Below are 17,258 nucleotides of genomic sequence, written 5' to 3'. Positions count from 1 at the left end.
CGAACTATGCCCGAGCAACTTGTTATTGCCAGTAACAACAAAGGCAAAATCCTCGAATTCACCCAACTTCTTGCGCCACTGAATCTCATTCCAGTGCCTCAAGGCGAGCTGGGTGTGAGCGAAGCCGAAGAACCAGCGGTTACGTTTGTGGAAAATGCCATCCTCAAAGCACGTCACGCCGCCCGGGCAACCGGCTTACCTGCATTGGCTGACGATAGTGGTTTGGCGGTGGATGCGCTGAGCGGCGCGCCGGGGGTTCGTTCAGCACGATACGCCGGGGCCGGGGCTTCTGACCTGGATAATCTTAACGCTCTCCTGGAAGCCATGACGGATGTGCCAGATGGCCAACGCGGCGCACAATTCCACTGTGTTCTCGTGTATCTGCGCCACGCAGACGACCCCACTCCCATTGTGTGCCATGGACGTTGGCCAGGCACGATTCTCAGGGCACCCAGAGGCGACGGTGGCTTTGGCTACGACCCGATCTTTCTTTGCCCGGAAAAGAACTGCAGCGCCTCTGAACTGAGCCGGGATGAGAAAAACCGGATCAGTCACCGGGGCCGGGCCTTGGCATTGCTGATGGAACAGCTCAAGGCTGAGGCCTGAGTTCCTTGGTCACTTTCACACCCGAGCCGGTCTCGCCACCCCTTAGCCTGTACATTCACGTACCCTGGTGCGTGCGCAAATGTCCCTACTGCGATTTCAATTCCCACGCTGTTCAGAACGACATGCCTGAATCCGCCTACCTTAATGCCCTGTTTGAAGACATTGACCAGGATCTCCCACTGGCGTCGGGCCGAACTGTAGAAACCGTATTTATCGGGGGTGGTACACCCTCACTGATGAGTGGCGCATTTTACCAAAAACTTTTCAAAGGACTGCGGGAGCGACTGGCCTTTGCAGCCGAGGCAGAAATCACCCTCGAAGCTAACCCGGGCACTCTGGAAGAAGGCCGGTTCGAGGCCTTCCGCGACGCCGGCATCAACCGTTTATCTATCGGTGTGCAAAGCTTCAACCCGGTGCACCTGAAAGCCCTTGGCCGAATTCATGACAGCACGGCAGCACATAGAGCGATCGAGTCTGCCCAAAAGGCCGGCTTCGACAACTTCAATCTGGACTTGATGCACGGCCTACCCGGCCAAACTCCAAACGAGGCGTTGGAAGATCTCAGGGCCGCAATGAGCCATGAACCGCCTCATTTATCCTGGTATCAGCTCACGCTGGAGCCGAATACAGAGTTCTACAGCCGACCACCAGACTTGCCAGACGACGAATTACTCTGGGAAATTGCCCAGCGCGGTAGTGAGTTTCTGTACCAGCACGGCTTCAGCGACTACGAGGTGTCTGCCTGGTGCCAGCATGGCAAGGCCTCAAGGCACAACCTCAACTACTGGACCTTCGGGGATTATCTGGCGCTAGGTGCAGGAGGGCACGGCAAAATCAGCCTTCCCGACGGCACCATAAAGCGTTACTGGAAAACACGTCAGCCAGAGGCCTACCTCAACCGGATCGGCAGTCGTACCGCCGGAAGCGACACGATAGGAGTGGCAGAACTCCCTCTGGAGTTCCTGATGAACGCTCTGCGCCTGCGCGAAGGGGTGGATGAACGCCTTTTCTATGAGCGAACGGGTTTACCCTTGTCATCCATTGAGGTACAACTTCAGTCGTTGCGTGATGATAAATTGCTGATTGGTGACCGGCTTCAAGCCACCGGCTTGGGGCAAAGGTATCTGAACAGCCTGCTGGAGCGTTTTCTGTAATGGACACGGCAAAACGATTGTTGGCGTTCCCCAAACGTCTGAAAGGCTGCCTGATAGCAACAGTGGTGTTACTCGCTGTGCTAATACTGATTAATCAGCCTCTGAAAACCGGGTCTGCACATCAGGGCATTGTGAGCTTTCAGTTAGCGGGTGGTGCTGAACAAGCGCTGGCGATTGTACAAAGCTGGGGAGAGGAGGGTCTGCAGTGGGCCAAACTGTCTCTTTGGCTCGATTTCTTTTTCATCCCGATCTACTGCCTGACCCTGATTCTGCTAACCCGACACTGCACTCTCGACCGGCCAGGCGTTCGTGAACAAACCGCCGCACGCTGGGTCAGGGCACTGTTTATTGTTGCCGGCGTGGCGGATGCGACAGAGAATGTCTTGCTGCTGAATAACCTGGAGGCGCCCACGGATGCCATTAGCCTTGCGGCCACCATCAGTTCCCTGGCCAAATTCACGGCCCTTACACTAGGCCTTGCAGGGCTTGTGATTATCCGTGCAGCCCGGCGCCATCCATTAGCGCCGGGGTAGCTGCTCAGGCGTGAAACCTAGTTGGTGCGGTGAAACAACAAGTCCCAAACACCATGACCCAGGTTTTCACCACGCTTTTCAAACTTGGTAACCGGGCGATAATCCGGCCGCGGTGAGTATTGACCCTGCTCCTGGGTATTGGCAAACCCCTCAGAATCACCCATCACTTCCATCATATGCTCTGCATAGTTTTCCCAGTCAGTGGCCAGATGCAGAATGCCGCCAACACGCAACTTATGGCGTATGCGTTGGACAAATTCAGGCTGAACCAACCGGCGCTTGTGATGCTTCTTTTTGTGCCAGGGGTCCGGGAAGAACACCATGACCTGATCCAGGCAGGCGTCCGGCAGGCACAAATCGATCACATCGTTAGCATCTATGTTGTAAACGCGGATGTTCTCCAGGCCCCGCTCTTCGATCTCTTTGAGCAATGCGCCGACGCCCGGTAAATGAACCTCCACACCAATGAAATCCTGCTCCGGGGCCGCTTCGGCCATTTCTGCCAGCGAACGCCCCATGCCGAAACCAATTTCAAGGTTGAGCATGGCATCACGGCCGAAGACCTGGCGTGGATCAATCATGCCGTTTTCACGGGCCAGGCCAAACTTTGGCCAACTGCGTTCGTAGGCCTTTTTCTGGCCTTCGGTCATACGCCCCTGGCGCAAAACAAAGCTGCGGACGCCACGGCGAGTCGTAATAGGCGATTCGCTTGCCGCTTGTTTCGCTTCGTTTTCGTCGCCAAGGTCGTGTGGTTCTTTCTGGTCAGTCATCTGCAATCCTTAACCCCAGGCTGCGGGTGTTGTAAACGGAGTTTGCACACAGTTTACCAGAGTAAAAAGAATCAGGCGGATACCACAGAACTCTTTCCGGTTTGACGGTCAAACTGTCGGTAGCCCAACGCCTCCATCAGATGTGGCTGAGTAACCGAGTCAGCTCCCTCAAGATCCGCCAGCGTGCGCGCAACCCGCAGTATCCGGTGCAGCGCCCTGGCTGACAGCCCCAGTTTCTCCATTGCCCCGGAAAGCAGCTTTTCACTGGTGTGCTCAAGGCGGCAGACCTTCTGCAGCTCGCGCCCTGACAAAGTCGCATTAACACAGCCACGTTGAGTCTGGCGATCTCTGGCAAACGCTACCCGCTCTCTCACCAGGGCACTGGACTCGCCATCCCCGCCGGATTGCATCAATACGTCGCCACTTTGCACAGGCACCTCCACATGCAAATCGAACCTATCCAGCAGCGGACCGGATATTTTCGAGCGATAACGCATCACCTGCTGGGGCGTGCATTGGCATTCAATGGTTGGATGCCCACTGTAGCCGCATGGGCATGGATTCATAGCGCCGATAACCTGAAACCGTGCAGGAAACGTGACCTGCCGCGCGGCACGGCTGATGGAGATCTCACCGGTTTCCATAGGTTCACGCAGCACTTCCAGAACCCGGCGCTCAAACTCCGGCAGCTCGTCGAGAAACAACACCCCCCGGTGTGCCAGAGATATTTCTCCCGGCCGGGGGCTGCTACCTCCGCCCACCAAAGCCACAGCAGACGCCGTATGGTGGGGAGATCTGAACGGTGGTTGGCGCCAACCACTCTCTCCTACCCGCAACCCGGCGACCGAGTGCACGCTGGCCACTTCCATGGCGTGATCATCGCTCAAATCCGGCAAGATTCCGGGCAACCGGCTGGCCAACATACTTTTCCCGGTTCCCGGGGGGCCAAAGAAGAGTAAATTGTGGGCACCAGCGGCAGCCACTTCCAGCGCTCGACGAGGGACACTTTGGCCTCGCACATCCGCAAGATCGGGCATACTTGCGCATGCCAAGTGTTCCGGCTTTGTGCGGGGCACAGGCACCAAACGGGCGCGCCCACTCAGGTGTTCGCATACTGCCAGTATATGCCCCGCTGCCAGCACATCGCCCTGGCTTGCAAGCGCCGCTTCGTCAGCGTTGCTATTGGGCACCAGCAAACCCCGCCCTGCTTTTCGCGCCGCCAAAACGGCGGGCAACACACCTTTTAGCGGGCGGAGCGCGCCATTGAGTGAGAGCTCTCCAAGGAATTCCAAGGCGGTGAGGCTTTCAGCAGGGATCTGCCCGGAGGCGGCGAGAATACCAAGAGCGATGGGCAGATCAAATCGGCCGCCCTCTTTTGGCAAGTCTGCGGGGGCAAGATTGATGGTTATTCTTCTGGCTGGAAATTCGAAGCCTGCGTTCAGCAGGGCACTTCTTACGCGTTCGCGGCTTTCACGCACGCCGGTTTCTGGCAGGCCAACAATAGAAAGCGCGGGAAGCCCCCCGGAGAGATGAACCTCTACCGTGACCTCCGGCGCAGACACGCCAATAATGGCGCGGGAATGAACGACAGCAAGCATAACAACCTTCCATGGTTTCTGAGTATCAGTGCGGGACCACAACGGTTAGCCCCACCTGAGCCCGGCGTCCTGCCAGGATGAATTCGGTTTACTGAGCTTTCGGAGACTTCTCCAGCTCCGCCACTCGTTTTTCGAGGGCTTCTACCATTTCACGGGTTTTCATAAGCACTGCTTGTTGGGCATCAAACTCATCACGGGTTACAAGTTCCAGGCGGGACAGAACCGATGTAACCGCTGCGCGGGCCTGAGTTTCAAAATCGTCCCGGGCGGCGCGTGCCATATCCGGCACAAATTGCCCAAACTGCCCCTGTAACTGCGCAAAAATATCCTGTGGGCCTTTCACTCATCACCTCACTGATTAAAATAATGTCCGATTTCGGCCAAAAGACAAGAGCCGCGACCTGTTAGCAGGAGTGTATCACACCGCCACCCCTGCCATACTAGGCACGTTGGGCACTATAATAGCGCTGCCTGCCCCTTGGTTTGCTCCAATGTGGCTCAAGGGATGGCAGAGCGCCCTGATCTGGTGCACAAACTGGCTATCAGACTAACAGCAACATGCAACAAAAGATCATCAAACCCATGATTTAAAAGTATTTTTTTGCGTTGGCACACCCGGTGCTATAGCTCTTGTACGCAATCCGCACAGTTGACGTGCAGAGCGGCAGCACTCCGAACTCAACGAATGGCCACTGGCCTCTCATGTTGGGACGGTTTTACCAAGGAGAAAGCAATGAAACTTGTGACAGCGATCATCAAGCCTTTCAAGTTGGATGATGTCCGAGAGGCACTATCCGAGATTGGCGTACAAGGCGTAACCGTCACCGAAGTTAAAGGCTTCGGGCGGCAGAAAGGCCACACAGAACTTTATCGTGGCGCGGAATATGTGGTGGATTTTCTGCCAAAGGTAAAAGTTGAAGTAGCCATTGGCGACAATCTTCTGGACCAGGTTATCGAATCCATTACCAAGGCTGCCAACACCGGCAAAATTGGCGACGGCAAGATCTTCGTAACCGAACTGCTACAGGCGATTCGAATCCGGACAGGCGAGACTGGCGAAGAAGCGGTCTGATCCAGCTCTGGTTACCTGAACAAACCAACGCAAAAAAACCAATCTGAAGTGCCTTGTGCGGAGGGCTTCCTATGGAAAGCAATATTTTTCACCTGCAGTATGCAATAGATACCTTTTATTTCCTGATGTGCGGCGCATTAGTTATGTGGATGGCCGCCGGTTTTGCCATGCTCGAATCCGGGCTGGTAAGAGCTAAAAACACCACCGAAATACTCACCAAAAACGTCGCGCTTTATGCCATTGCCTGCACCATGTACCTGGTGTGCGGCTATGCCATTATGTACGACGGCACCCTTCTGCTAAGCGGCATTGAGCAAACCGATGCGGTGGCAGTTCTGGGTGACTTTGCAAGCCGGGAAGATGGCTTCGAAGGCGGTGCGATTTACTCCAGCGCTGCAGATTTCTTTTTCCAGGTGGTGTTTGTCGCTACCGCCATGTCGATCGTATCCGGTGCCGTAGCAGAGCGAATGAAACTCTGGGCATTCCTCGCCTTTGCGGTAGTGATGACCGGAGTAATCTACCCTCTGGAAGGCTCCTGGACCTGGGGAGGCAAGGATGTTTTCGGGCTTTACAACCTGGGTGACCTTGGCTTCAGTGACTTTGCCGGTTCCGGTATTGTCCACCTGGCCGGTGCAGCCGCCGCTCTAGCTGGCGTGCTGCTGCTGGGCGCCCGAAAAGGCAAATACGGCCCCAAAGGCGAAATCCGGGCAATCCCGGGCTCTAACCTACCCCTGGCTGCGCTAGGCACCTTTATCTTGTGGATGGGCTGGTTCGGCTTCAACGGCGGTTCTGTTCTTAAACTGGGTGATATCGCCAGTGCCAACTCGGTTGCCATGGTTTTCCTCAACACCAACGCTGCTGCTGCCGGTGGCGCTATAGCCGCCCTGACAACCGGTCGCCTGCTGTTTGGTAAAGCGGATTTAACCATGCTCCTCAACGGCGCCATCGCCGGCTTGGTGGTTATCACCGCCGAGCCCTCTACCCCAAGTGCACTGATTGCGACTCTCTGGGGTGCTCTGGGCGGTGTAGCAGTGGTGTTCAGCGTTATCTTTCTCGACAAACTGCGTATCGACGACCCAGTGGGCGCCATCTCGGCTCACGGCGTATGCGGGTTTCTCGGCCTGATACTCGTGCCCATTACCAACGGAGATGCAAGCTTCAGCGGGCAGTTGATCGGCGCGGCAACCATCTTCGGGTGGGTGTTCCTGGCCAGCCTGCTGGTGTGGGGCATAATCAAAGCGGTGATGGGAGTAAGGGTCAGCGAACAGGAAGAGTACGAGGGCGTTGATTTAGCTGAGTGCGGCATGGAAGCCTACCCGGAGTTTGTTACCGGGAAGTGATACAGGCTTTATTCATGTAAAAAAGGGGGGAGCCATTTGGCTCCCCCCTTTTTTTGCTCTGAGCATAGCCCCGCCTTAACCCTCTCCGGGACGCGTTTCGTCTTCAAGGGCGTCGATCATGAACTGGGGCATGGCGAGCGCGCCGTAGTGAATGCCACGATTGTAGTAGCGGGTTACGAAGGGCCGCTTGTTGGCGTCGTCTTCGCGGAAATACCTCAACGGATTGTCTTTACTGGCCATGGTGCAGCTCCACCAGCCGGTGGGGTAAACGGGCTGAGGGAACGGCAGTGTTTGCACGTGGTCGAAGCCGGCTTTGCGCATGTCATTGTGCATGTCTTTGATGATGGTATCGGTGTGCAGCAACGGTGATTCGCTTTGCTGTACGATAATACCGCCTTCGCCCAGCGCCAGCATGGCGTCGCGATAGAAATCCAGAGCAAACAGTCCTTCTGCGGGGCCAACCGGGTCGGTGCTGTCGATAATGATGATATCGATGCTGCCGGGATCCACCTCCCGCATCCACTGAACACCGTCGCCAAAGAAGAAGTTGGCACGTGGGTCATCATTGGATTCACACAGCTCAGGGAAGTACTTCTCGGACATGCTGGTAACGCGCTCGTCGATCTCAACCTGCCAGGCCTCTTCCACATCAGGGTGTTTCAGCACTTCTTTCAAGGTACCGCAGTCTCCGCCTCCCACAATCACAACCTTTTTCGGGTTTTTATGGGTGAAGAGCACCGGGTGGGTCATCATCTCGTGATAAAGGAAGTTGTCCCGGGTGGTCAGCATTACGCAGCCATCCAGCACCATAAGATTGCCGAAGGTTTCCGTTTCGTATATTTCCAGTTTCTGAAACGGTGTCTGCTCCTCGTGCAGTTTCTTTTTCACCTGGAGGGAAAATGCGGTTCCCTGATCCTGGAATTCTTCGGTGAACCAATCTTTATTCAGCGTTGTCATGGTGCTCTCCTGCAAAACCTTGGCGCAATGGTCAAAACGTGTATTGTAGGGGCCTGTGCCGGCCAGCCATAGTGTTTGTTGGCAATTATTGAGGTTTGCTGCCGTTACAACCCCATCCAAGGAAACAGGCCCTTTCAGCTGCAATGGCTAAACCCTACAATACCAATCATTAAGCCGGCCTGCCCGGCCCCCGGTTTTCATAAGGATAGTATCCATGAGCAACACCAGCGCCTCACCGGCCCACAAGGTTTATAACATCACCCAATGGAGCGATGGCTATATTGGCGTTAATCCCGAGGGTGAGGTTGTTATTCGGCCAAACCGAGGCAAGAACGATGCGGAGATCAACCTGCCGGAGTTAACTCGTTCGCTGGTGGACTCCGGGCTCCAACTGCCTGTGCTGATCCGCTTTACAGATATTCTGCACGACCGGGTGAACAAGCTGTGCAATTCATTCAATAAAGTAACCGCTGAGCATGACTACCAAGGGCAATACACAGCGGTTTACCCCATCAAGGTAAACCAGCAGCGGCGAGTGGTTGAAGAGCTGATTGCCGCAGAACCGGCTGCCAGCAACGGCCAAATCGGCCTGGAGGCCGGCAGCAAACCAGAACTCATGGCCGTGCTGGCACTGGCCAGGCAGACTGGCTCGGTTATCGTGTGCAACGGCTACAAAGACAGAGAGTACATCCGCCTGGCTCTAATCGGCCAGAAGCTTGGCCACCGGGTGTTTATTGTGGTGGAGAAACAATCAGAGTTGCCGCTGATTCTGGACGAAGCCAAGAAGCTGGAGGTTTCTCCGCTCATCGGTGTTCGGGTTCGCCTGGCCACCATTGGCAAGGGTAACTGGCAGAACACGGGCGGCGAAAAATCCAAGTTCGGTTTGTCCGCCAGCCAGGTTCTTGATGTCGTCAACACTCTGCGCGAAGCCGATGCCCTGGATACCCTGCAACTGCTGCACTTCCACCTGGGCTCCCAGATAGCCAATATTCGCGATATTCAGACCGGGTTGCGGGAATGTGCGCGCTTTTACAGCGAACTGAGACACATGGGTGCCCCGGTGAACACCGTGGATATAGGCGGTGGGCTTGGCGTTGACTACGAAGGTACTCGCTCCCGAAGCGCCTGTTCCATGAATTACACCATGTATGAGTATGCCTACAACGTGGTGCGTGTGCTGCAAACTGAATGCGATCGTTACGACCTTCCGCACCCGGATCTGATCAGCGAATCCGGCCGGGCACTGACCGCGCACCATTCCGTGCTGGTGACCAATGTAATTGACCATGAGGAGCCGGAAGATCACTCTTCCCAAGAGCCAGCTGAGGATGCACCGGCACCTCTGCAAGATCTCTGGCGAGACCTTAAAAGCCTGGAAGACCCGGAATCTCCACGCTCGCTGGCAGAAATCTATCACGACGTTCTGCACGCCATGGCAGATGTTCACGGCCAGTTTGCCCACGGCACACTCACTCTGCAGGAGCGTGCCGATTCAGAAATACTGTACATCCGCTGTTGCCGGCTACTTCACAGCCAACTGGATAAAAACAGCCGGGCCCACCGCGAAATCATTGACGAGCTGAACGAAAAACTGGCTGCGAAGTTGTTTGTTAACTTCTCGCTTTTCCAGTCGCTGCCGGATGTATGGGGCATCGACCAGATATTTCCGGTAATGCCCATAAACGGCCTGAATCGCCCGCTCACCCGCAGGGCGGTGATTCAGGATATCACCTGTGATTCGGATGGCCGCATCGACCGCTATGTGGATGGCCAGGGCACGGAAACCACCCTTCCCCTGCCCGAAGAGAAGCCTGGCGAGGCTTTGCTGATGGGCTTCTTTATGACCGGTGCCTATCAGGAAATTCTGGGGGATATGCACAACCTGTTTGGTGACACACACTCTGTAGACGTACGTTTGAACGATTCCGGGGGCTATGATATCAACACGCCCATTATCGGCGACACTGTGGCCCACGTGCTCAGGTATGTTAACTTCGAGCCCAACAACCTGCTGCAAGCTTACCACAACAAGTTTGCCGCAAGTGACTTGCCTGAAAGTACCCAAGCCGTACTGCTGGAAGAGTTGGCTGCCGGGCTTGAGGGTTACACTTATCTCGAAGAATAAGCGTTTCTTTTAAACACAACTGATCCGCTCTGAAACCCGCCCCGTAAATATCGTAACTGACAATCCCGGGGCGAGTGCATAGAATGAGTAACGTAACAAACATAGACCATGCAACTGTCAAGGAGCGTCCGGTGACCACACTGGATCAACAGCCAGCACGTGCCGAGGGCCGAAAGGACCCCTGGAGCCAGCTGTTGGTGAAAGTGGGGAAAAGCCAGGATCGCCAAGCCTACCACTCTTTATTTGAGCACTTCGCGCCACAGCTGAAGTATTACGCCATGGCTAATGGCATGGCCAGCCACGCAGACGAACTGGTTCAGGAAGTGTTCGTTTCTATCTGGCGCCGGGCCTGCCTGTATGACTGGCAAAAAGCCGCAGCTTCTACCTGGATTTTCACCATCGCACGTAACCAGCGCATCGATATGTTACGCAAGATGCGTCGCTCCAGTGTGGAGATGGCAGTGGAAACCGAGGATCTATGGCAGATTCCCGGAGAAGACGACAATCAGCCAGTCACCTCACTGCACCGTCTCATGTCCGAGCGTCGCGTCAGAGAGTCGCTAAGCCAGTTGCCAGAAGACCAGATTACAGTCATTGCCAAGGTATATATGGAGCAGAAGTCCCACCAGATGGTGGCAGACGAACTGAACATTCCCTTGGGCACAGTAAAGAGCCGGGTGCGCCTTGCTCTGAGCAAACTGAAAGTGATTTTGCAGGATCAGAACGTATGACACGGCATCACCCCGATAGCCTGAGCCTGATGGAATACAGTGCAGGCAACCTGAGCGAACCCCATGCTCTGTGCATCCGCCTCCATCTCGACAAATGCGCACAGTGCCGCTGCCAGGTAGACACCCTCGACAGCCTGGGTGCTGTGGTGATGGAAAAGCAGCCGAAAGTCAGCGTTTCCGGAACGATGTTCGATGACATCCTCGCGAGAATAGACAGCTCAACAGAACCCAGGCCGCAAGTAAAAATGCAGCCCAAGACGAGCCTGCTACAAAAATTGCTGGGTGAAGACATAAACAATCTGCCCTGGAAACGGCAACTGGGGGATGTCAGCGTTCTGGATATTACCGGGAAGTTTCCGGGCCAGAATGAACAGGTTGTCCTGCAGAAGCTGGTAGCCGGGGGTAAGGCCCCCGCTCACACACACCGTGGTACTGAAACAACCATCGTGCTGCAGGGAATGTTCTCCGACCATAAAGGTGTATTCAGCCAATGGGATTTTGTGGTTCTGACCGAACAGGATGAGCACAAGCCTGTCGCACTTGGTTCAGAGGACTGCATTACGCTCTCGGTGCTGAGTGCTCCGGTCAAACTGACTGGCACCTTCACTCGTTTGCTGAATCCGTTTATACGCTGATTTTTTCTCACACCCATTTGCTGAGTGCGACTTTGGCTGGCCTCTACCAGGGCAAAACCGAGCCATCCCAGCTCAAAAAGCAACCATTTTCCATCGGTGTTATTCCTTCAATAACCGACAACAAATTCCCGGCGGTTTCAGCCGGGCTGTGCACCTGCAGGTGCGCCAAAGATTGTGTGAAGGGATTACTCAGGCCTGAATCGGTTGTTCCCGGGTGCAGGGCCAAACAGGCGATGGGCTTGCAGCGGCGAGGCAGCTCCACTGAAAGCGTACGCACCAACATATTCAGAGCCGCTTTGGAGCTTCGATAGGCATACCAGCCGCCCAAACGGTTATCCTCAATGGAACCCACCTTGGCAGAAATAGCCACAACACGTTTGAATTCACGGTGCCTTAGCCACGGCAACAACGCCTGAGCCAAAGTGGCAAAGCCCGTTGCATTCACGGCAAAAGCCCGAGCCATACTCATCGCTTTCAGGTCTTCCAGGCGCTTTTCGGGGAAAATGTCATCATTGTGCAGCAAGCCTGCGGCGTACAAGAACGTATCTATGCCCCGGGACGCCGGAATAACCTTTTCCAGCGCCAGTGCAACCTTCTGAGGTGACTGTTCCTCTTCTGCGTCCCACGCCAACAGGTTCACGCGGCTGTGGCTGCGCAGTGGCTCCGGCACCTTCAGCGGCTCACGACAAAGACCAATCACCCGGGACTCCTCGTCACGGGCCAAACACGCTTCTGCCAGTGCATAACCAATCGCGCCGGACACGCCGGCCACCACTATTAGTTTCATATTCGCCCCTCCACCTACTTATGAACGATATACGAAAAATTGCTGCCTCAGACCCAATAAATCGGTGAACCACGGAATTAAAACAGCCGTATGAATTGGTAATGACATCAACCGCAGGCTCCGGCTCAACTGCCGCAGCCTGCTCATACGGTCGAAAAAGCCCACAAGGGCCAACAAGACTCACCAAGGAGAGTGTTCATGCAATACCAGGCTCCAGCAAATGATCTTCGCTTTCTGTTGTTTGATGTACTGGGTGTCGACCGGCTACACGAGCTGGACAAATACGCCGACGCCACACCGGATCTGATTTCTGCCGTTATTGACGAGGCCGGCAAACTGGCTGCCGAAGTGATTCAGCCAACCAACCAGACCGGTGATCGCGAAGGCTGCCACTACAACCCGGAAACCCACGATGTGAAAACACCACAAGGATTCAAGGAAGCCTATAAAAAGTTTGTGGAAGGCGGCTGGACAGCTTTGGATGCGCCGGTAGAATTTGGTGGCCAAGGCCTGCCCCACACTCTGAAATTTGTTGTGGATGAAATGGTGTGCTCCACCAACTTATCTCTGGGCATGTACCCCGGCCTGACCCACGGAGCCATCAGCGCACTGCACGCTCACGGTTCCGATGAGCTGAAGCAGACCTATCTGGAAAAACTGATTTCCGGAGAATGGACAGGCACCATGTGCCTGACCGAGCCTCAGTGTGGCACCGATCTGGGCATGATTCGCACCCGCGCCACGCCAAATGATGACGGCAGCTACGCCATTGAAGGCACCAAAATCTGGATTACCGGCGGTGAGCACGACCTGACCGACAACATTGTGCACCTGGTTCTGGCCAAGCTGCCCGGCGCACCAGACACCACCAAGGGCATTTCCCTGTTTATCGTTCCCAAATTCCTGCCTGATACCGGCGAGCGCAACCCTGCGTTCTGTGGCGGTCTGGAGCACAAGATGGGCATCAAGGGTTCCGCCACCTGCGTGATGAACTTTGAGGGTGCCAAGGGCTGGCTGGTGGGTGAGCCCAACAAAGGCATGCGCTCCATGTTCACCATGATGAACGAGGCTCGCCTGATGGTTGGCATGCAGGGTCTTGGGCTTGCGGAAATGGCCTATCAGGAAAGCCTCGCGTTTGCCAAGGAACGCCTGCAAAGCCGCTCCCTGAGCGGCCCGAAAAACCCGGATGGCCCGGCCGACCCGATTATCGTGCACCCCGATGTGCGCCGCATGCTCATGCGCCAGAAGGTTCTGAACGAAGGCATGCGAGCCCTTGCACTGTTTACCGGCCATCAACTGGATCTGTCAGTGGCCCACCCGGATGAATCAATACGGGAATCGGCGGATGACCTGGTACAACTGCTGACACCTGTGGTTAAGGCCTTCCTAACCGACGAAGGCGCCAATAATGCCAACACTGGCCTGCAGGTGCTTGGTGGCTCTGGCTTCACTACCGACTGGCCGCTGGAACAACTGGTTCGGGATGGCCGCATCGCCCGCATCTACGAAGGCACAAACGGCATTCAGGCCATGGATCTGGTAGGCCGGAAACTGAGCCTGAAAGGCGGGCAGCTGGTACGCACCCTGTTTGGCGTGTTGGCGACTCACCTGAAGGACAACCCGGAAGCGCCTCATCGCGAAGATCTCAAAGGCGCCATGGGCGCACTGGAAAAAGCCACCATGTGGCTGGCAACCAACGCCCCGAGAGATCCTGAGCAGGCCGGCGCAGCCGCCACACCCTACCTGCGTTTGATGGCGCTGACGGTTGTCGGCTATATGTGGTCGCGCATGGCCAATGTGGCGAGTCAGCAGCTTGCGTCAGGAGAAGGCAACAAGCCGTTGCTGGAGGCCAAACTGGTGTCTGCCCGCTTCTATTTTGAAAAGCTGCTGCCGGAAATTCACTGGTTGCTCAGCGACATAGAAAGTGGAAAAGACACCTTGATGGATCTGGGGGATGATCATTGGGCTGCCTGAGCACAGGCCCTGGAGCTTGATATCCGGTTGCGGCGTCTTGCCTTCATAGTCTCCAATCCCGGATTAACACCCCGAAAGCCACGCCTTGCGTGGCTTTTTTGCTGGTATTTTATGTCTGCTCAGGCACTAGGGTATAATCGCGCCCTTGATTTCATCCGGCTAGTGCCCGGACCCAAACGGAGAACTCATGAACACCGACGACTACGCTCTCCGCTTTGGCGGCATCGAACGCCTGTATGGGCGCCGCGCCCTGCACGCCTTCCGCGATGCCCACGTTGCAGTAATTGGCTTGGGCGGAGTTGGTTCCTGGGCGGCGGAGGCATTAGCACGCAGTGGCATTGGCACCATCACACTGGTCGACATGGATGATATCTGTGTGTCCAACACCAACCGCCAGCTCCATGCTCTGGAAGGCCAGTACGGGCGCACAAAAACCGATGCCATGGCGGATCGGCTGAAAGCCATCAATCCCCATGCCGATATCCGTGTTCACTTTGGCTTTCTCACTCTGAAAAACCTGACCGAGCTGATCACCCCGGACATGACAGCCGTGGTAGACGCCATAGACAGCGTGAAACCCAAGGCGGCCCTGATTGCCCACTGTCAGCGGGGCAAGATCCCCATCGTCTGCGCCGGAGGCGCGGGCGGCCAAACAGACCCCACTAAAATTCTGGTGGCAGATCTCAGCAAAACCACACAGGATCCGTTACTGGCGAAGGTTCGTAATCTTCTGCGCCGGGAATACGGTTTTTCTCGTAATCCAAAGCGGCGATTTGGGATCGAGGCCGTATACTCAACTGAACAACTCACATATCCTGCCGGAGATGGCGAAATTTGCCTGCAAAAGCCTGCAACTTCGGGGCCCACACGGCTAGACTGCGCCACCGGCTTTGGCGCTGCCTGCCCTGTTACGGCCAGCTTTGGCCTGTTTGCAGCTTCCCGGCTGTTAAATCGCATTGCAAAACGCGCTAACCAATAATCACACGGGTTCCAGATCTTTATGCCAGCCAGCACAGTCCTGATTCTTGCCATCATTGGTATTCTTTCACTGTCGTTTCAATGGCTTGCCTGGCGTGTGCGCGTGCCTGCCATTCTTTTTCTGCTTGCCGGCGGCATTCTTGTGGGCCCGGTACTGGGTTTTCTGAAGCCCGACGAAGTATTCGGTGACCTGCTATTTCCCATGGTCTCATTGGCGGTTGCCATCATTCTGTTCGAAGGCAGCCTGACCCTGCGCTTTGATGAGATTCGCGGGCACAGCAAAATGACCCGCAATCTCATATTCGTTGGCTCTGTTGTTACCGGGATTATTGCCACTCTGGCTGCACGCTGGGTATTGGAGATTTCCTGGGCTGTCGCCATGCTTTTTGGTGCAATTTCTGTTGTCACAGGGCCAACCGTTATCGCGCCCCTGCTTCGCTCTGTGCGCCCGAGCGCCAAGCTGGCCAATATCCTGCGCTGGGAAGGCATCATTATCGACCCTGTAGGTGCCCTGTTAGCGGTTCTGGTATTCGAGGGCATAGTGTCATGGGGTCAGGGCAACGTGTTCGGCCATTCCCTGTACATCTTCGGTAAAACCCTGGTCATCGGCTTCACCACTGGCGCTCTGGCGGGTTATCTGAACGGACTGGTATTGCGCAAGCACCTGATGCCGCACTACTTGCATAACGCCGCAACACTCACCTTTATGCTGGGTGTTTATGCTTTCTCCAATGAAATGGCCCACGAGTCCGGCCTGCTCACCGTTACGGTCATGGGCATCTGGATGGCCAATATGAAGCAGGTTTCTGTAGACAGCATTCTGGAGTTCAAGGAGTCCCTGAGCGTACTGCTGATTTCGGCTTTGTTTATCATCCTCGCCGCCCGGGTGGAGTTTGCTGCCATTGCGGATCTGGGCTGGGGATTGGCCGTGGTTCTCGCTGTTCTGATGCTGGTCGCACGGCCACTCAGCGTGTTTCTTTCGGCCATAGGCACTGATCTGAACTTGCGGGAAAAGCTGTTCTTAAGCTGGATTGCACCAAGAGGCATTGTTGCGGCTGCTGTTTCTGCCCTGTTCGCCTTCCAGCTTCAAAACCTGGGCTACGAAAGCGCAGCCGCCCTTGTACCCATGGTGTTCGTACTGATTATTGCCACAGTTACGCTGCAAAGCCTGACTGCACGGCCTATCGCCCGGTTGCTGAAAGTCACTGAGCCGGCTGAGTATGGCTTCCTGATTTTAGGCGCTAACCCGGTGGCCCGTATGATTGGGCAGGCTCTCAAAAAACATGATGTTCCGGTAGCTTTGGCGGACACCAACTGGGAAAACGTGCGCCAGGCGCGGATGGACAACCTGAAGGTGTATTTCGGTAACCCGATTTCCGAGCATGCCTCAACTCACCTTGATCTCACTGGAATCGGCAACCTGCTGGTTATCTCTCCGTACAAGCACATGAACTCGCTGGCCACATACCACTTCCTGGACTGGTTCGGTGACACCAGCGTATTCAGCCTTTCGGAAGGCGACCAGGATCAGAAGGCACGGCACCAGACCGCAGGGAAGATTCAGATGACTCGCGGCCTGTTCGACGACGTGAGCTACGCCAAACTTGCGAGCCTGGCGAGCCAGGGGTACACGGTAAAAACCACCCAGCTCAGCGAAGAGTTTGGATACAACGACTTTCTGGTGAAGTACCAGGGACAGGCCTTGGTACTGTTTGTATTTGACAGCAAGAGCCGCATCAAACCAGTGCGCAGCATGGATGACCTGAAACCAGATGATGACTGGATCCTGATAAGCCTGGTGCCACCACAGGATCGCAAAGAGCGGAAAAGCAGGGAAAGCAATGGGGAAGGAGCAGAGCCTTCAGCTATGGGTAAGGAGCCTTCGGCCATGGGCAAAGAGCCTTCGGCCATGGGCAAAGAGCCCTCGGCCCCCGGGAAGGAGCCCTCAGCTTCAGAGGGCGATTCCTCAACAGAAAGCTCGTCCCCCAGAAGCTGAAT

Annotated in this window: 16 protein-coding genes; 11 read left to right on the top strand and 5 right to left on the bottom strand. The window is 55.6% G+C overall.

Features of this window, described 5'->3' with window-relative positions; genetic code table 11:
* The first annotated feature begins 6 nt into the window (after positions 1–6).
* The 3 genes from rdgB to FFI61_RS15690 are packed head-to-tail and all read left to right on the top strand — an operon-like array spanning position 7 to position 2,293.
* Positions 7–606, top strand: a complete 600-nt coding sequence (gene rdgB / locus FFI61_RS15700; RefSeq protein ID WP_200371688.1) for an RdgB/HAM1 family non-canonical purine NTP pyrophosphatase — start codon at positions 7–9, stop codon at positions 604–606.
* Positions 607–611: 5 nt separating this feature from the next.
* Positions 612–1,760 carry a radical SAM family heme chaperone HemW gene (gene hemW, locus FFI61_RS15695; protein ID WP_200371687.1) on the top strand — a complete coding sequence of 383 codons (1,149 nt, stop codon included), beginning with the start codon at positions 612–614 and terminating at the stop codon, positions 1,758–1,760.
* Complete coding sequence (locus FFI61_RS15690; protein ID WP_200371686.1) at positions 1,760–2,293, top strand: hypothetical protein; 534 nt, start codon at positions 1,760–1,762, stop codon at positions 2,291–2,293. The genes hemW and FFI61_RS15690 overlap by 1 nt, the downstream gene beginning before the upstream one ends.
* A 17-nt stretch (positions 2,294–2,310) precedes the next feature.
* Here FFI61_RS15690 and trmB read toward each other — a convergent pair whose 3' ends face one another.
* The 3 genes from trmB to FFI61_RS15675 form a co-directional block, all read right to left on the bottom strand.
* Positions 2,311–3,063, bottom strand: coding sequence for a tRNA (guanosine(46)-N7)-methyltransferase TrmB (trmB, locus tag FFI61_RS15685; RefSeq protein WP_200371685.1), 753 nt, complete (start codon positions 3,061–3,063; stop codon positions 2,311–2,313).
* 71 nt (positions 3,064–3,134) lie between these two features.
* Entirely contained in the window at positions 3,135–4,661 is a 1,527-nt protein-coding gene (locus FFI61_RS15680; protein WP_200371684.1) for a YifB family Mg chelatase-like AAA ATPase, read from the bottom strand.
* An 88-nt stretch (positions 4,662–4,749) separates the two neighbouring features.
* Positions 4,750–5,004, bottom strand: coding sequence for an accessory factor UbiK family protein (locus FFI61_RS15675; protein WP_200203397.1), 255 nt, complete (start codon positions 5,002–5,004; stop codon positions 4,750–4,752).
* Between the two features lie 390 nt (positions 5,005–5,394).
* Here FFI61_RS15675 and glnK point away from each other — a divergent pair, with 390 nt between their 5' ends.
* Together glnK and FFI61_RS15665 are read left to right on the top strand one after the other, a co-directional pair.
* Positions 5,395–5,733, top strand: a complete 339-nt coding sequence (gene glnK / locus FFI61_RS15670; RefSeq protein WP_200203395.1) for a P-II family nitrogen regulator — start codon at positions 5,395–5,397, stop codon at positions 5,731–5,733.
* A 71-nt stretch (positions 5,734–5,804) separates the two neighbouring features.
* Complete coding sequence (locus FFI61_RS15665) at positions 5,805–7,073, top strand: ammonium transporter (RefSeq protein ID WP_200371683.1); 1,269 nt, start codon at positions 5,805–5,807, stop codon at positions 7,071–7,073.
* Between the two features lie 75 nt (positions 7,074–7,148).
* On the opposite strand, the gene speE is transcribed toward FFI61_RS15665, so the two are convergent.
* On the bottom strand, positions 7,149–8,030 hold the full coding sequence (speE, locus tag FFI61_RS15660) for a polyamine aminopropyltransferase (protein WP_200371682.1): 882 nt from the start codon (positions 8,028–8,030) through the stop codon (positions 7,149–7,151).
* Positions 8,031–8,244: 214 nt separating this feature from the next.
* Between speE and speA the strand changes: the two genes are divergently transcribed.
* From speA to FFI61_RS15645, 3 genes are all read left to right on the top strand, one after another.
* Positions 8,245–10,155 (top strand): biosynthetic arginine decarboxylase, encoded by a 1,911-nt coding sequence (gene speA / locus FFI61_RS15655; protein WP_200371681.1) that lies wholly within the window; start codon positions 8,245–8,247, stop codon positions 10,153–10,155.
* 131 nt (positions 10,156–10,286) lie between these two features.
* Positions 10,287–10,886 carry a sigma-70 family RNA polymerase sigma factor gene (locus FFI61_RS15650; protein WP_200203649.1) on the top strand — a complete coding sequence of 200 codons (600 nt, stop codon included), beginning with the start codon at positions 10,287–10,289 and terminating at the stop codon, positions 10,884–10,886.
* Positions 10,883–11,521, top strand: a complete 639-nt coding sequence (locus FFI61_RS15645; protein WP_200371680.1) for a ChrR family anti-sigma-E factor — start codon at positions 10,883–10,885, stop codon at positions 11,519–11,521. The genes FFI61_RS15650 and FFI61_RS15645 overlap by 4 nt, the downstream gene beginning before the upstream one ends.
* Before the next feature lie 43 nt (positions 11,522–11,564).
* Here the strand turns inward: FFI61_RS15645 and FFI61_RS15640 are convergent, their stop codons facing one another.
* Positions 11,565–12,308 (bottom strand): SDR family NAD(P)-dependent oxidoreductase, encoded by a 744-nt coding sequence (locus FFI61_RS15640; RefSeq protein WP_200371679.1) that lies wholly within the window; start codon positions 12,306–12,308, stop codon positions 11,565–11,567.
* A 198-nt stretch (positions 12,309–12,506) separates the two neighbouring features.
* On the opposite strand from FFI61_RS15640, the gene FFI61_RS15635 reads away from it, so the two are divergent.
* The 3 genes from FFI61_RS15635 (at position 12,507) to FFI61_RS15625 (ending at position 17,256) form a co-directional block, all read left to right on the top strand.
* Entirely contained in the window at positions 12,507–14,282 is a 1,776-nt protein-coding gene (locus FFI61_RS15635) for an acyl-CoA dehydrogenase C-terminal domain-containing protein (RefSeq protein WP_200371678.1), read from the top strand.
* Between the two features lie 187 nt (positions 14,283–14,469).
* Positions 14,470–15,261, top strand: coding sequence for a tRNA cyclic N6-threonylcarbamoyladenosine(37) synthase TcdA (tcdA, locus tag FFI61_RS15630; protein ID WP_200203363.1), 792 nt, complete (start codon positions 14,470–14,472; stop codon positions 15,259–15,261).
* A gap of 21 nt (positions 15,262–15,282) precedes the next feature.
* Positions 15,283–17,256 carry a cation:proton antiporter gene (locus tag FFI61_RS15625; RefSeq protein ID WP_200371677.1) on the top strand — a complete coding sequence of 658 codons (1,974 nt, stop codon included), beginning with the start codon at positions 15,283–15,285 and terminating at the stop codon, positions 17,254–17,256.
* The last annotated feature ends 2 nt before the right edge of the window (positions 17,257–17,258 follow it).

Origin of the sequence: Marinobacter sp. DY40_1A1, assembly GCF_016597815.1 — a bacterium.
In the GTDB taxonomy this organism is placed as follows: Bacteria; Pseudomonadota; Gammaproteobacteria; order Pseudomonadales; family Oleiphilaceae; genus Marinobacter; species Marinobacter xiaoshiensis.
This window is presented reverse-complemented; position numbering and strand designations above follow the sequence as displayed.